This is a genomic window from Paenibacillus sp. cl141a (assembly GCF_900109305.1).
GTDB lineage: Bacteria > Bacillota > Bacilli > Paenibacillales > Paenibacillaceae > Paenibacillus_AQ > Paenibacillus_AQ lautus_A.
Genome location: NZ_FNZO01000011.1, coordinates 43,849 through 58,534, shown reverse-complemented (window position 1 = coordinate 58,534; position 14,686 = coordinate 43,849). Strand labels below are relative to the sequence as shown.

The 14,686-nt window shown below is 52.3% G+C and carries 15 protein-coding genes; 5 read left to right on the top strand and 10 right to left on the bottom strand.

Annotated elements, in window-relative coordinates:
- The first annotated feature begins 76 nt into the window (after positions 1–76).
- The 3 genes from BMX45_RS24355 to BMX45_RS24345 are packed head-to-tail and all read left to right on the top strand — an operon-like array spanning position 77 to position 2,817.
- Entirely contained in the window at positions 77–1,615 is a 1,539-nt protein-coding gene (locus BMX45_RS24355) for a sulfatase family protein (protein WP_090912604.1), read from the top strand.
- Positions 1,615–2,262, top strand: a complete 648-nt coding sequence (locus tag BMX45_RS24350; RefSeq protein ID WP_090912602.1) for a chromate transporter — start codon at positions 1,615–1,617, stop codon at positions 2,260–2,262. Before BMX45_RS24355 ends, BMX45_RS24350 begins: the two co-directional genes overlap by 1 nt.
- A 24-nt stretch (positions 2,263–2,286) precedes the next feature.
- Positions 2,287–2,817: a chromate transporter gene (locus BMX45_RS24345; protein ID WP_090912600.1), complete on the top strand. Its 531-nt coding sequence runs from the start codon at positions 2,287–2,289 to the stop codon at positions 2,815–2,817.
- Positions 2,818–3,045: 228 nt separating this feature from the next.
- Here the strand turns inward: BMX45_RS24345 and BMX45_RS24340 are convergent, their stop codons facing one another.
- Positions 3,046–3,954 (bottom strand): LysR family transcriptional regulator, encoded by a 909-nt coding sequence (locus BMX45_RS24340; protein WP_090912598.1) that lies wholly within the window; start codon positions 3,952–3,954, stop codon positions 3,046–3,048.
- Between the two features lie 124 nt (positions 3,955–4,078).
- Between BMX45_RS24340 and BMX45_RS24335 the strand changes: the two genes are divergently transcribed.
- Both BMX45_RS24335 and BMX45_RS24330 read left to right on the top strand, forming a co-directional pair.
- Complete coding sequence (locus tag BMX45_RS24335; protein WP_090912596.1) at positions 4,079–5,557, top strand: carboxylesterase/lipase family protein; 1,479 nt, start codon at positions 4,079–4,081, stop codon at positions 5,555–5,557.
- Positions 5,557–6,324 carry a sulfite exporter TauE/SafE family protein gene (locus tag BMX45_RS24330; protein WP_090912594.1) on the top strand — a complete coding sequence of 256 codons (768 nt, stop codon included), beginning with the start codon at positions 5,557–5,559 and terminating at the stop codon, positions 6,322–6,324. The genes BMX45_RS24335 and BMX45_RS24330 overlap by 1 nt, the downstream gene beginning before the upstream one ends.
- 139 nt (positions 6,325–6,463) lie before the next feature.
- On the opposite strand, the gene BMX45_RS24325 is transcribed toward BMX45_RS24330, so the two are convergent.
- From BMX45_RS24325 to BMX45_RS24285, 9 genes are all read right to left on the bottom strand, one after another.
- Positions 6,464–7,678 (bottom strand): TraB/GumN family protein, encoded by a 1,215-nt coding sequence (locus tag BMX45_RS24325; RefSeq protein ID WP_090912592.1) that lies wholly within the window; start codon positions 7,676–7,678, stop codon positions 6,464–6,466.
- Between the two features lie 161 nt (positions 7,679–7,839).
- The gene (locus tag BMX45_RS24320; RefSeq protein WP_090912590.1) at positions 7,840–9,144 is read right to left on the bottom strand and encodes an ABC transporter permease; all 1,305 of its coding nucleotides are present in this window, start codon (positions 9,142–9,144) and stop codon (positions 7,840–7,842) included.
- The gene (locus tag BMX45_RS24315) at positions 9,137–10,039 is read right to left on the bottom strand and encodes an ABC transporter ATP-binding protein (protein ID WP_041621923.1); all 903 of its coding nucleotides are present in this window, start codon (positions 10,037–10,039) and stop codon (positions 9,137–9,139) included. Before BMX45_RS24315 ends, BMX45_RS24320 begins: the two co-directional genes overlap by 8 nt.
- A 22-nt stretch (positions 10,040–10,061) precedes the next feature.
- Positions 10,062–10,964, bottom strand: coding sequence for an ABC transporter ATP-binding protein (locus tag BMX45_RS24310; protein ID WP_090912588.1), 903 nt, complete (start codon positions 10,962–10,964; stop codon positions 10,062–10,064).
- Positions 10,965–10,970: 6 nt separating this feature from the next.
- Positions 10,971–11,372 carry a GntR family transcriptional regulator gene (locus BMX45_RS24305; protein ID WP_090912586.1) on the bottom strand — a complete coding sequence of 134 codons (402 nt, stop codon included), beginning with the start codon at positions 11,370–11,372 and terminating at the stop codon, positions 10,971–10,973.
- A 74-nt stretch (positions 11,373–11,446) separates the two neighbouring features.
- Positions 11,447–12,148: a hypothetical protein gene (locus BMX45_RS24300; RefSeq protein ID WP_254778241.1), complete on the bottom strand. Its 702-nt coding sequence runs from the start codon at positions 12,146–12,148 to the stop codon at positions 11,447–11,449.
- A 713-nt stretch (positions 12,149–12,861) separates the two neighbouring features.
- Positions 12,862–13,326, bottom strand: coding sequence for a DUF420 domain-containing protein (locus BMX45_RS24295; protein ID WP_090912582.1), 465 nt, complete (start codon positions 13,324–13,326; stop codon positions 12,862–12,864).
- 24 nt (positions 13,327–13,350) lie between these two features.
- On the bottom strand, positions 13,351–14,259 hold the full coding sequence (gene ctaG / locus BMX45_RS24290) for a cytochrome c oxidase assembly factor CtaG (protein ID WP_090912579.1): 909 nt from the start codon (positions 14,257–14,259) through the stop codon (positions 13,351–13,353).
- 100 nt (positions 14,260–14,359) lie between these two features.
- A complete protein-coding gene (locus tag BMX45_RS24285) occupies positions 14,360–14,683 on the bottom strand; it encodes a cytochrome C oxidase subunit IV family protein (RefSeq protein WP_012818913.1) in 324 nt (107 codons plus the stop codon).
- Positions 14,684–14,686 lie beyond the last annotated feature (3 nt).

Sequence of the window (14,686 nt, the reverse complement as noted above, 5' to 3'; positions counted from 1 at the left end):
GACAACAAAAATATAACACGGTGCTATTTTGATAACCTCTATTTTTCAATATCATCATACTAGGAGGGGATTACACTTGTCGAGAAGACCTAACATTTTGCTAATCACTAGCGATCAGCAGCATTGGAATACGATCGGCGCGTTTCAGCCTGAAATCTCTACGCCGAACCTGGACCGCCTCGCGCGCCAAGGAACGACGTTCGAACGGGCGTACTGTCCCAATCCGACCTGCACGCCGAGCCGGGCTTCCATCATTACGGGGCAGTACCCGAGTCAGCACGGAGCCTGGACCTTGGGGACAAAGCTGCTGGAAGATCGCCATACCGTCGGCGCAAGCTTCCAAGAAGCCGGATACCGGACCGCGCTAGTGGGAAAGGCTCATTTTCAGCCGTTAACATCCACGGAAGACTACCCGTCCGTCGAAGCTTACCCGATCCTTCAGGATTTGGCGTATTGGCGAAATTTTCACGGTTCTTTTTACGGCTTCGATCACGTCGAGCTGGCGCGCAACCATACGAACGAGGCCCATGTCGGTCAACATTATGCCCTATGGCTGGAGGAGCAAGGATGCGCCAATTGGCGCGATTACTTCCTGCCGCCTACCGGAACCATGGATCCTACCCAAACATACGCATGGCCCATCCCGGAAAAATACCACTACAATACCTGGATCGCCGAGCGGACCCGTTCGCTTTTGGACCAATACAAGAAGGCGGAGGAGCCATTCTTTTTGTGGGCAAGCTTCTTCGACCCGCACCCGGAATATTTGGTGCCTGAGCCTTGGGATTCGATGTATGATCCGGAGAAACTCACGATTCCGTCCCTGACGCCCGGAGAGCATGACCGCAATCCCCCGCATTTCGGATTGACGCAGGAAGAGGAGCCCGATTTTTCGCATCTCGCTGAGACCGGGTTCGGCATTCATGGTTACCGTTCCCATCACTACTACGAATACGGTTCGAAATCCAGGTTAACGGAATACGACAAGAAAAAGCTGGTCGCCGTGTATTACGGCATGATCAGCATGATGGATAAATATATTGGCAAAATACTCGATAGACTGGACGAACTGGGACTGTCGGAGGATACGATCGTTGTTTTCACCACCGATCACGGACATTTCTTCGGCCAGCACGGCCTTCAAGCCAAGGGCGGGTTCCATTACGAGGATTTGATCAAGCTTCCGTTCATTGTGCGTTATCCGGGACGGGTGCCCGCCGGGAAAAGGTCGAATGCGATGCAGTCTCTGGTCGATCTGGCCCCGACCTTCCTATCCTTCTGCGGCATACCGGTCCCGCACGCGATGACGGGCATCGACCAAAAGGACGTGTGGCTCGGGGCCGCCGATACCGCAAGGCAGCACGCCATCTGCGAATTCCGGCATGAGCCTTCAACGATTCATCAAAAAACGTACATCGAGCAGCGTTATAAAATCACCGTTTATTACAATCAAACCTATGGCGAACTGTTTGACCTTGAAGCAGATCCCGGAGAACTGCGCAATTTGTGGGACGAACCGGGATATGAGCAGCTGAAGGCGGAGCTGCTGCTTAAATACATCTGGGCCGAGCTTGGCAAGGAGCCGATGCCGATGCCGAGAATCCATCACGCCTAATGGAAAAGCTAAACGCGTACATGAGCCGGGCGAAGGAACGATTCATGCTGCTAGTCCGGCTATTCTGGACCTTCTTTCGCATCGGGCCTTCCACCTTCGGAGGCGGATACGCGATGCTGCCCATGATTGAGCGCGAAGTGGTGAGCAAGCAAAAATGGGTGAACGAGGAGGACATCGGCGAGCTGATCTCGCTTGCCGGTTCCGCTCCCGGCGGCGTCGGCGTGAATGCCGCCGCCATGATCGGCCACCGCCAAGCCGGCATAGCCGGGGCGGTTTCGGCCGTGCTGGGCGTGACATGTCCCACATTTATCATCGTGCTCCTGTTCAGCACGGCTGTGGTGTTTTTCCGGGATCAGCCCAAGGTTGAAGCGGCTTTAAAGGGGATGCACGGCGCCATCATCGCGCTGATCGCGGTGGCTGCTTACCGGATGGCCAAATATGCCGTCTTTGATGCCACCACAACGATCACCGCCCTTGCCACCGTATCCGTGATGCTGTTCACCGGCGTCCATCCCCTCTATCTGATTGCGCTCAGCCTGCTCGGCGGCATGGCCGTCATCCAGATCAAAATACGGCTGGGACTTCGAGCGGATACCGAGAAGAAGGCTGCGGCCGACAGCTGCCCGGAATTGGAATATTACATTTGAGCGAAACGAATCGGGGCGAAGGAAATGTATTGGGACTTGTTCATGATATTCATTGGTGTAGGCCTTGTGTCTTTTGGCGGCGGATATGCGGTGATCCCCGTCATTCAGAAGGAGATCACGGAAAAAGGGCTGCTGACCGCAGCGGAATTCCAGCAGACCGTGGCGCTGGCCGGCATGGCGCCCGGGTCGATCGCCACCAATGCCGCCACGCTGATCGGCTATCAGACCGCCGGCTATGCCGGGGCCGTCGTCTCGACCGCCGGCATCATCCTGCCGTCGCTGGTCGTCATCGTGATGCTCTCTGCCTTCTTCTACCGCATGCGGGGGAATCCATGGGTGAAATCTTCGTTATACGGGTTGCGTCCGGTTACGACCGGACTCATCGTCTATGCGGCCATTCATTTTGGTTATCCCGATGAGGGCGACAGGGTCTTAAGCGGACTCATTCCCACGCTGCTGATTTGCGGAGCTTGCTTATTTCTCCTGCTCAAATACAAACTCCACCCGTTGCTGATTCTCCTTGTAGCTGGGGCTGCCGGCATCGTTTTATTCTAACGCTTGACGGTGAGGCGGGAAGCTTCAGATGGCTCCAACAGCATCCCGGTATGGTTCTCTTGTACATTGTGCGCACGGGTCCCTCCCTGCGGGCCTGGTGCGTGCTGGGGCATGCTTGGATGGCTGGCTGCGGGTGTATGAGTGATTCGGCAGAGATGGCTTTCCCAAAGAAACGAATAACAAGCCGGAACCTTCATATGGTCCGGCTTGTTCTTTGTCCGGTACAGGCTAGAGTTCTCCCCGAGCCATGTTCTGCCGGTGCGATTCGGTCAGCCGAGCAAAGTACCGAATGGCAAAATCCCGGAACAGCACCGCCGTCTGCATGAGATATCGGTCCTTGGGCCAAGACAAGGAAATCGAGCGCTTGCACCAGCCTTCTTCGAGCTTCAGCTGGACGACATCAGGCCCGGTTGATCCGCCCCATGTCACGACCGGCAGGAAGGCGACGCCCTGACCCGCTCGAATGAGACCGCGAACGGTGGCGGGGTCGTCGCTCTCGAATCGGATGCGGGGGGTAAAGCCGGCAAGACGGCAGAACGCATCGGTCGTTTCACGCAGCGATTTGCCCGGAGGCAGCGTAATGAAGCTCTCCTCCTTAAGTTCCCGCAAGCTAACCCGATCTCGATCCGCAAGCGGATGGTCAGCGGGTACCGCAACCACGATCTCCTCTTCGAGCAAGCACACCGAGGTCGTTCCCTTCGGCGGCTCTGCGCCATCGGACAGGCATAAATCGAAGCTCGGCATCCCTACGGACGACAAAACATGCTGCTGCAATTGGAACTCGGCATTCGGGCATTCTTTGCGAAAATCAGCCAATAGATCCGGCAGCAAATGCGAGGAGACGCGCACATCGAGCGTGATGGCGGCGGAGGTGCCGCCGCTGGCATCCTGCAGCTGCAGCTTTCCGTCCTCCAGCGCCTGCAGCGCAATATCCACTTGATGGAGAAACAGCTTGCCATGCTCGTTCAGACGTATGGATTTGCGTTCCCGCTCGAACAGCTTGGTTCCCAGCTCGGTTTCTAGCGATGCGATCATTTTGCTTAATGCAGGCTGCGATATATGAAGGCTATGGGCTGCTTTCGTCATGTGCTGCATTCGGGCAGCAGTCTGAAAATATTTTAATTGCAACAGTTCCATCTCATTCCAACTTTCTTTGATACATAACTCATTAGTTATCATTTATATAAACTAATATATATTAGGGCTCATCATAGAAACAAGATATAATAATCTCATCTTGTAAGGATAGGAGACGGTCAACTTGATCGTACAGACATTATCAGGCACAGTGGAAGGCGACGATTCAAACGGCGTGAATGTATTCCGGGGCATCCCCTATGCTGCCCCGCCTGTGGGCAATCGCAGATTCAAGCCTCCGGCCTCTCCGCTCGCTTGGACGGGCGTAAGGCCGTGCAAGCAATTCGGCCCGATCGCGCCCCAGCAGCATCAGCCGAACGGGAACGTGCCCGGGCTTGCACAGTCCGAGGATTGCCTAAACTTAAATGTGTGGACAACGGGCGTCAGTGAGAAATTAAAACCGGTCATGGTTTATATCCATGGCGGCGGGTTCGTGTCGGGGAACGGAGCGGAGTGCGATGGATCCCGTTACGCAGCAGAGGATGGGATCGTCTACGTATCGATCAATTACCGGCTGGGCGCGTTAGGTTTTTTGTATTTGGGAGACCTGCTCGGCAACGGGTATGAAACCTCCGGAAACCATGGCATGCTTGATATCGCGGCCGCCCTCCGATGGGTTCGGTTGAATATCGCCGCTTTTGGCGGCGACCCGTCGCGGGTAACCGTCATCGGCAATTCTGCCGGGGCCAAATGTACCGCCACCCTCTACGTGATGGAAGCGGCACAGGGCTTATTTCACCGGGCCATTGCCCAAAGCGGCGCAACGCAGTCGATACGGGATTGGCAAACCGCCAATGTCACGACTCTAAGGCTGCTTGAAGAGTTGGGGTTACCGCAAGCACAGGCGCATCAACTGCTTGAACTTCCTGCGGAGAGAATCATCGAAGCGCAGTCGGCAATCGGTTCCGATACCTCGCGCAGCCTGCATATGTTCGGCCCGGTTGCCGACGGCCATGTCATTCCGTTGGATCCACTGGCGAGTTTAGCCGGGAACGCCGGCCTCCCGCCGCTGCTGATCGGCACAAATGAGAATGAAGCGGCTATTTTTATCCATAACGATCCGGCGCTTCAGTCCCCGGCTTTCGAGACGCTCGAACGATTCTTCGGAGAGACTGCCGCTGTGGCATGGAATGCTTATGCTTGTTATGAGCAATCGATGGCATCGGGTGAAGCGTGGAGCAAAGCATTAACCGAACACCTCTATATGATCGGAGCGATGCAGTTTGCAGAAGCCGTGGCATCGTCAGGAACTCCTGTATGGATGTATCGGCTCCAAGGCGGCGGCTCGCTCGGCGCGATACACGGTTATGAAGGCAGTCTCATCGGCGCAGCATTCAACCGAAATGTGATGCCCGCTGAGTGTCACTCCAATGAGGATCCCTATTCCGTAACCGCCGAGAGCTTTGCGCTGGCACGCGCCATGCGGGAAGCATGGGTCGCATTCGTACACAGCGGAGATCCGAATATTCGTGCATTGCCGGATTGGCCCGTCTATGGGAGCGGGCACCCCACCATGGTGCTGGACCAACACAGCTGCGTTCGAGAGGACCTGCCGGTTCCGGCCGGAATCGGCGTGCCCCATCAGGTTTGGAGGATGGCTTGATGTTGTTGATCGAGATCGCCCTCGTTATGGTGCTGCTCGGACTACTCCTCGGGTTCGTGGGCGCAGGCGGATCGGGTTTTATTATTTCCATCCTGACGGTCGTATTCGGTTATCCCATCCATACCGCGCTGGGTACCGCACTGGCAGCGATGTTCTTCTCGTCGCTTTCCGGTTCGGTCAGTCATTATCGTGAAGGGAATATGGTGCTGAGAACGGGTGTCGTCGTCGGCTTAGCCGGTGCGGCAGGGGCGTGGGTCAGCTCAGGCTGGTCCTCGCTGATTCCCGAGGATCAACTGGGCTATATGACATCCGGGATGCTCTTCGCCTCCGGACTGGCCTTATGGTTCAGGATGTTGTACGTCTCACGGCGGTCCAAGTCTTCCGAGGTCTCGGCTCCACCGGTTGTGCAGGGTTTCCGATACTGGCTGCAGGCGCTGCTCATCGGACTGATCACCGGTGCCTTATCGGGTTTGTTCGGAATCGGCTCCACCCCGTTCATCCAGATCGGGCTCATGCTTGTCCTCGGCATGTCGATGCGCTTTGCTGCCGGCACGACCATGCTGGTCATCATGCCGATTGCGCTAGCAGGAGGCGCCGGATACTTCTCGATCGGATACCTGGATGTTCAACTGCTCGCCGCCGTAGTGGTCGGGACGATGTCCGGCTCGTACGTCGGAGCAAAATTTACGAAGCGCGTACCCGTTGTCTGGCTGAAAACCTGCATGGTCCTTACCCCGATGATCGGCGCTGCCATATTGTTGCTGTAAGGGCTGTTCGAACAGCTTCTAGTTCTTTAATGAAATACAGAAACAACAAAAAACCTTCCAATGATCGTCATTCGATCATTGGAAGGTTTTCGCTTTTTGAAGGGTAGAATCGAGTCATAAATCGCAATGATGGCTTTATCTATTTACGAACAACGGTATAGCCTTTATCCTCAAGCAGTTTCACGATGCCATGCTCACCCAGATAGTGGGCTGCGCCAACCACGATGAAGTACTCTTCTTTTTTGCCGTTCTTCAGGTATCCGTCGATTTTCTCGGCCATTCCGATGTTTCGGTCAATCAGCATCGCTTTGTTGTATTCCTCATCAACGGCCATGCTGTTGGTGAACTCCAGCAGCGCCTCATCATTACCCGTCTTCCACATCTCAGCCAATTGCTCCACACCGTCATCCAGCACGTCGAAATTATCCAAGACGATGTTGAGATTCTTTTCTTGCAGCTCTTTGGAGAAGCCATTAAACATGCCGAGCTGCAGTTCATAGGATTCTAACTCGATTACCGGAATTTTGCGCTCGATCGCTTTCTGGACGAAATACAGATCAATTCCAGCAGCGGCTTCGTATCCAGCCTTTACTGCTTTCAAGCTGCTGATCGTGGTTTCCACTACCCAAGGCTTGAATGCATCCAAGGCATTCGGCTTCATGCCGCTCTCCGTCAGGATTTTGCCTATCTTGGCGTACGTCTCGGTGGACACATGATCCTTGAGCGTTGTTCCATCCTTATACATGCCCATATCCATGATCAGCTGCTGCTGCGCTTCATCAGCTGCTTTGCTGACATCAACCTCGACACCGAGATAATCTGCTTCGGCAAAGGCTTCCTCAAATTCCGGACGCAGCGGGTAGAAGCTGTCATCCGCGATATGCATGGAGCCCACCAGATACACAGTATTCCCATTGCTCTCTACTTCCCACATAAACCCGCGGCCGCCGGTCTGTGCGGTTTCCGTCGTCTTGGAAACCAGCAGAACGGTACGGGTTGCTGCATTCCATTTGACCTCATAGCCGGCTGCGTCCCCGACAACCCGAATGGGCGCATAGGTTACGCCATTAATTCGTTTCAGTTTGCCTGTTAAGGTAATGGTCTTACCGTCCACCACCGCAGTAATGGTGTCATCTGCAGCTCCCGTCAGCTTCACGTCCAAAGCCTGGAGCGTGCTTCTAAGCGGAACAAGCGTCGTGCCTTTTTCGATAACCGGTGTGCCAAGCGAATATTCGACAACTTGGTTATTCACCTTCACAGCCGGCTGCTGCGGCGCTGCCATGGCAGGCACTGACGTCGCGAGCAATCCCGCCGAAATCGTGAGAGACAAGAGCATGCGTTTCCAATTTTTCATGTATGTAAACTCCTTTATGTTGGTGTGGTCTTATGCGGCAAAGAATAACCGTGCTGTACTCTGCTTATTTTATGGGGTTATGTCCGCCATACCGATGTCGGTATGGCGCTCCCCTTAACTCTACTTTTTGTTCCAGCAGCCCAAACACTACTTCCACTGCTTTACATCTTATAAGCCTTCATTGCTTTTCTGAGCTCTTTGAACGTAGGGCGTTTACCGTACATCAGGACGCCGGTGCGATAGATTTTCGCAGCCAGCCAGCCGAAGACGAGAATGGCCGCGATCAGGATCGCCAGCGAGAGAAGAATCTCCCATACGGTAATGTCGCCTAGTCCGATCCGTACCAGAATCGTGGTCGGCGAGATGAACGGAATGTACGAGGACACCTTCATCAACATCGAGTTTGGAGCGCTCAGGCTAAAAATCGCGATATAGAACGCCACCAGCGACAGCATCGTAATCGGCATGACCGCCTGCCCTAAATCTTCGGTACGGCTGACGATCGAACCAATGGCCGCATAAAGCATCGCATACAAGAAATAGCCAAGGATGTAGAAGATTAAACCGAACACCAGCAGCATCGGGTCGATCGCGCTCAGGTCGAGATTCATGTCCTTCAATGTATCCAGGTTGTGCGGAAGCATCAGGTTCACGGCGGCCACGATGCCGAATGCGGCGATCTGCGACAAACCCAGCAGGAACATGCCGATGACCTTGCCAAACATTTGGCTCAGCGGAGATACGCTTGTAATCAAGATCTCCATAATGCGGGAGCTCTTCTCTGTCGTCACTTCGGAGGCAATCATGTTCCCCGTACCCATCAAGGTGAAGAAGAACAGGATAATCAGAGCGTACACCACAATGTAGTTAATAACCTCGGAAGCCCCTTCCTTCTCATCCGAAGCCCCGTCTGCATTGCCTGATGGATTCGTGCTAATGCTGCGGGCGTCAATCTGAACCGGCGTATTCAGTTCATTGATTTGGGCATCGGACAAATTGAGTCCTTCTACGATGCTTCGCGTCTTCGCCACCTGCAGCGCTGCTTGCAGATTGGATTGCAGTTCCGGGCTCATGGCCTCGTCTTCGGAGCTGTAGACCACGGTTGGGAATGTACTGCCTTCTTGCGCTTCAAATTTCAAATAGCCTTCGATTACGCCATCTTTGATGTCTTGATTCAGGGCAGCTTCATCTGCCGCTTCGTATTTGACGAATTCGTAGGAATTGGCCGGTAAGCTGCTCCAAGTGGTCTCCAATTGTTCGGCTAGCGTTTGTTCTTGTCCATATACCAGTCCGATGCGGGTGGTCTCGTCGGATCCAGCCTTATCCCCCGTAAACATTTGGATCAGAAAAGGAAGATTGATCCCGATCGTAATAATGAGTGCAAATATCAAGGTTGAAACGAGAAACGACTTCGTTCTTACTTTATTCATGAACGTAAATCGGATAACGGTCCACATATTATTCATTGGATTCACCTACCGCCTTTATGAAGATTTGATTGAGTGTCGGCTCCTTCACTTCAAACCGATGGATCGTGCTTTGCGACATGGCTGTATTCAAAATGTTCTGCGCTGCATCAACCTGACTGATCCGGATGGAGTAACCGTCCTCTGTCCGCTCCACCGCCGTTACGCCAGGAAGGGCTTCAAGCCCCCGAACTTCACCGGACGTACCGAGCACCACCTCTTCACGAGGATACTTGGATTTGATATCTTTCAAATTCCCTTTTACCACCGTATTGGAGCGATGGAGAATCGTAATGTTTTTGCACAGTTCCTCAACATGTTCCATCCGGTGGGTGGAGAACAGAATGCTCGTTCCCTTGTCTCGGAGTTCTTTTACCGTTGATTTCAGAAGTTCGACGTTAACCGGATCCAGTCCGCTGAAGGCTTCGTCGAGAATGAGAATTTGCGGGTCATGGACAACCGCTGCGATAAAGCCCATTTTTTGCTGATTGCCCTTGGACAGCTCTTCAATCTTCTTGTCGTAATAGTCGGGAACTTCAAACCGTTCCAGCCAGTATTTCAGACTCTTATCTGCGTCTTTCGCGGACATGCCCCGAAGCTGCGCCAAATAGGAAATTTGCTCACTGACCTTCACTTTCGGGTATAACCCGCGCTCTTCCGGCAAGTACCCCATAATGTGGCGAAGTTCCTTGTTGTACGGCTTTCCGTTGTACAGGATCGTTCCGTCGTCCGGGTAGATCAGCCCAAGCACCATCCGCATGGTGGTAGTTTTGCCGGCGCCGTTTGCCCCGAGCAGCCCGTAGATTTCACCTTCCTCAACCTGAAGCGAAATCCGGTTTACTGCCGTTTTGTCCGCATAAATTTTAACTACATTGTCTAATTGCAATCGTTGCATCTCCTAAAAACCCCTCTCTATCCTAGTTCTGCACATTGGCAGGCATGTTTCCGTCAATCCATAATCGAAGCACTTCATCCAGCTCCAAGGAACGGGTCTGAATAAACGAGATGCCTGCAGACTGCAGGATCTTCTCCACTTCCAAGCATTCCGTCGTTATAAAAGATATCGTGTTCGCTGTCTCTTGCTTGAAGCTCAGAATACCCGGAAGCTCCTTTACAATGGAGGCATCTCCCCGAATCCAGCATTCCCTCCAGTTGTCCAGCAGCGAATCCTTCTCCACCATGCCGAGCATCTTCCCGTGATGGATGAGAATGACATAGTCGGCCAGACGCCGGATTTCATCCACTACATGGGTGGAGAGCACGATGGTTGTATCCATGGATTTCATTACTTTGTGCAGCTGATCGATCATCAGCTTCCAAGCGAATGGATCCAGGCCCGAGGAAGGTTCATCCAGCAGCAGAAACCTGGGCCTTGGCGCCAGCGCAGCGGCAATCTCAAACTTGCGGCGTTCCCCCTTGGACATTTTGCGCAGTTTGACGCCACGCGGGACATCGAACTTGGATAGAAGCTCATCGAAAAAATAACCGTCCCAATCGTCATACCAGGATGCGCGAAAGCTGGCCGCTTCATCCACCGTCATATGCTGTTCTTCTATGCTTAGCTGTTCAGGAACGAAGCCCATTTGTTTACGGATCGAGATCGGAAGCTCTCCCCGGTAAGACTCGCCGAACCAGGTGATTTCGCCTTCGTCCGGAAACACGGTCTGCATCATCATGTTCAGCAGCGTGCTTTTTCCCGAGCCGTTAGGTCCCACCAGGGCAATGATATATCCTTGTGGAATCGATAATTGGATCGGGCCGATGGTTTTCGTTCTTCGCCGTTTAATAACATTACGAAATTCAATAACATGCGGTTCCATGGAATGTTAGCGACCTCCTTTGGCGTCATATTTTTCACGGACAACTTCCATGAACATCTCTTTCATCTCATCTTCATTGAATTGAACGGCAAGCCCTTTATCCACAGCATCCCTTAATGCCTCAATGACCGCATTGCGTTTATATTGTTCCCGGGCCTGGTCGCCGACGCCGGCAACAAAGGTTCCCGTGCCTTGCCTCGTTCGCAGCAGCCCTTCATTCTCAAGATCCTGATACACCCTGCGCACCGTAATAACGCTACACTTCAGATCTCCGGCAAATTCCCTAATGGATGGCAATAACGTTCCCTCCTCGATTTGACCGCTAATAATGAGCGAGCGCAGCTGTGTTTCAATCTGGTGATATAAAGGCTCTGCGCTATTTTCATTGATCTGTATCAGAAGTCGCACCTTTTACCACCTCGCTTTTCTTTTGTACATAAGCCCGTGCCATTGCACGCCATACGGATTCATCTTTAGGTCCTTCATGATAAATCCCTGGTCTGCTGCCGCGTGTAGGTTAACTTGCTCATTAGCAGCATGGACGCCAATCCCGCAATCAACGAACCCCACATCACCGGAGATAACAGCCCCCATTTCATGGCGGCGTTCGCTGAGAATTCGAATATGCTGTAACCCAACAGGCTCAGTACAGCGACCGATCCCGCAATGAACAGATTCAAAAGAACGGTATTCCTTAGATACACCTTGCCGCTGCTCATACTTTCCCAGTAAATATAAGGACCCGTTAATAAAAATCCAGCCCCGACCCATGTCAGCATAAAGGCGATATAACTTGAAATATCCATCACGCTTCTTAGATGATTCCCTATAGCGTAGATGATTCCGTAAAACACGATGCTGTTGATGGCAAAAGCGATCAGGGAATTAATGATCCGGCTAACAAAAATAGCGGAAGCCGGCACCGGTATGCTCCGGTAGAAGTACAGCATTCGGGTGTATGAATCCTCGTTCAAATATTTGAAAGACTTTCTGTTAAATAAAAATCCTACAAAAGGAGCAAAAAGCACCATGATAAAATCGACAAAAGGGTTATTGTATTCGTCTAGATGTTCGAACTGAACGTTTATGACGACGCTCGTGGCAAATCCCATGTACAGCATGAACAGTATCGTCCATATGATTTGGAGCTTATCACTTGCGAAGTCTTTCTTCACGATCTTCATCGCATTATGGAAAACCTGTTGCAATGCATCTCACCCTTTCATTCCTTCATATATTCATTTCGTTTTATCATCGCAGTCTGAGTTACACTGTGCTTAGTGTGATTACTGTGCTCACTGTGTATATCTTTATACACAGTATATAGTGTGTATATAAACAGTGTCAATAGAATTTGTAAAATTTTATGATGATCCTGGTTTCAACAGCGACCGGAACGGGGTCACTCCCCCACCCCGCCCTCACACTCTCTAATCAGCCGTCAGAAGTTTTCTATCGGGTGTCACCATCCCTTGCCGGCGGTTAATTCAAGAGCTTCCCTGCTCAAGGGGAGTGTAGCCGTGGAGGAGACCTGGCGTTCGCCTTTGAAACCGGGAAACCACCCTTTCATCTCATCCTAAGTTTCCTGGTTTCTACAGCGACCGGAACGGGGTCACTCCCCCACCCCCGCCCTCACACTCTCTAATCAGCCGTCAGAAGTTTTCTATCGGGTGTCACCATCCCTTGCCGGCGGTTAATTCAAGAGCTTCCCTGCTCAAGGGGAGTGTAGCCGTGGAGGAGACCTGGCGTTCGCCTTTGAAACCGGGAAACCACCCTTTCATCTCATCCTAAGTTTCCTGGTTTCAACAGCGACCGGAACGGATACACTCCCCATCTGCCCACAGCGCCAAAACAAAAAACACCCGCCAGATTCCTCTGACGGGTGTTCTCCCCACGCTTACATTCCAAATATGACTTTCCATACAGGCTGGGTATGCCCGCCCGGGTATAACAGGTACAACAAGGTATACACGGCTACGCCGGTGATGGCCGTAAAGAACCAGATGATCGACGTAACCTTGCCCCACTTGCGGTGCTTGGAGAACTTCTCCTTGAAGCCGAGGACCAGCGTCGTGATCCCGAACACAGCGGCTACGGTAGCCAGTATAATGTGGAAGATCAGGAATACCTGGTAATACGGCTTCAGGTCATCAGGTCCGCCCCATGACGTGTTGCCGATGAATACGGTGCGCGAGGAATAGATGATAAAGAAGATGACGGCTGCGATGGCCGCCCAAATCATCACTTTCTTGTGGGCCTCGCGCTTCCCTTTAATGATAAGTCCCCAGCCAATCGCCACCAGCACGGCGCTGATGACGATGAACGTTGTACTGACCGTGGGAAATATAAAAAACCAATCCATATGGATCCCCCTTCAATAATCCTGTTACGCCTGGTTGAGTTTGCCTGGAGGAATCTCGCCAGGCAAAGGATCGTCTTCCTGATTTTCTCGTTTGTACCAGTGAAAGAACACATAGGCCAGCATCGAAGCAAAAATGATTTCCTGGAAAAACTTCATGATGATCCCGCCCACTCGCTGGTCAATCGCGGGCTCCAGGTAGCCGAAGAACTCCGGCCCGCCGAACTGGCTGAGCAACGCGGTGGTATCGCCGGCAACGCAATAGCCCATCGCCTTCGCCCATACCACTGGATCGCTATAAGTTGCGTACATCGGTTCGCTTGAGAAAATAATGAGCCCGCATGCCGGTGTCAGCAAGACCATGTTGAGAAAGATGTATCCCATCTTCATAAGCCCTGACGAATTGTCCTTCTCCGGAATCGGTTTAATGATGGCCCACCACATCAGCAGCGAGGAGATAAACAGGATCAGGTAATACAGACGGTGCACCCAGAAGTTTAACATGACAAAGTCATGGATGACCGGGATGTGGTAAAACGAAAACAAGCCGTTAAACAGAACCGCGGCAACAATCGGACGCGCAAGGAAACCGAGCTTCTTAAACGGATTGGCCTTGTCGAAGGCGCGCCACATCCAAACAGGAATACCCAGAATCAAGAGCGGCACTGCCATTAGATAGGACATGGCCATACTGACCATATGAAACGAGAACATTGTATGCCCAAGCAGTTCAATAGGTCCACCTTGTGCGAGATAGAACGTTAGCATACCGCCTACAAACAGTGTTTTCCTTCCTGCGGAAACCGGAGCACTCCCTTCAAAACGACTGCTTAGCGGCCCGGTCAACAGGAAGTAGCCTGCCGTAACGAGCAGCATAAATGCCAGGAACAAGGGACTCCATTTATCTGCAAAACTAAAATATTCTAAGCCCAGCATGCAAAAACCTCCCCTAAACGGGTTAAATTCTGTCGAAATTGTGACACCTTCCTACGACTTAAAAAAAGAGGGGGCTGAAGTAGCCCACCTCTTTTTCATTTTACCACCAAACCCAGAACAGTGCCATGACAATACAGGTACTAGCTACGAAGAAGCCGCCAATCATGAACAGGATTGGCATCAGATGCCCTTTGTCCTTCAAGTGCATCCAGTAACCCATTTGCACGAACACCTGCAACACAGCCATAACCAGCAAAAGGATGATCGTAAATGCTGTGTTGATGCCACCGGCTGCGACAGCCGCAAAAGCAATCGCAGTCAGGACGATGGAGAAAATAAAGACGACAATGTGTTTCTCAGGACCTTCCACACGATGGCGGTGTTTCACTGTAGGCCCCTCATTGGATTGTTGATTCGCAGTCATTCC

Coding starts and splice junctions, on each gene's coding strand:
- BMX45_RS24350 (WP_090912602.1), top strand. CDS start 1,615: ATGGAAAAGCTAAACGCGTACATGAGCCGGGCGAAGGAACGATTCATG.
- BMX45_RS24345 (WP_090912600.1), top strand. CDS start 2,287: ATGTATTGGGACTTGTTCATGATATTCATTGGTGTAGGCCTTGTGTCT.
- BMX45_RS24340 (WP_090912598.1), bottom strand. CDS start 3,954: ATGGAACTGTTGCAATTAAAATATTTTCAGACTGCTGCCCGAATGCAG.
- BMX45_RS24330 (WP_090912594.1), top strand. CDS start 5,557: ATGTTGTTGATCGAGATCGCCCTCGTTATGGTGCTGCTCGGACTACTC.
- BMX45_RS24325 (WP_090912592.1), bottom strand. CDS start 7,678: ATGAAAAATTGGAAACGCATGCTCTTGTCTCTCACGATTTCGGCGGGA.
- BMX45_RS24320 (WP_090912590.1), bottom strand. CDS start 9,144: ATGAATAATATGTGGACCGTTATCCGATTTACGTTCATGAATAAAGTA.
- BMX45_RS24315 (WP_041621923.1), bottom strand. CDS start 10,039: ATGCAACGATTGCAATTAGACAATGTAGTTAAAATTTATGCGGACAAA.
- BMX45_RS24310 (WP_090912588.1), bottom strand. CDS start 10,964: ATGGAACCGCATGTTATTGAATTTCGTAATGTTATTAAACGGCGAAGA.
- BMX45_RS24300 (WP_254778241.1), bottom strand. CDS start 12,148: ATGAAGATCGTGAAGAAAGACTTCGCAAGTGATAAGCTCCAAATCATA.
- BMX45_RS24295 (WP_090912582.1), bottom strand. CDS start 13,326: ATGGATTGGTTTTTTATATTTCCCACGGTCAGTACAACGTTCATCGTC.
- ctaG (WP_090912579.1), bottom strand. CDS start 14,259: ATGCTGGGCTTAGAATATTTTAGTTTTGCAGATAAATGGAGTCCCTTG.
- BMX45_RS24285 (WP_012818913.1), bottom strand. CDS start 14,683: ATGACTGCGAATCAACAATCCAATGAGGGGCCTACAGTGAAACACCGC.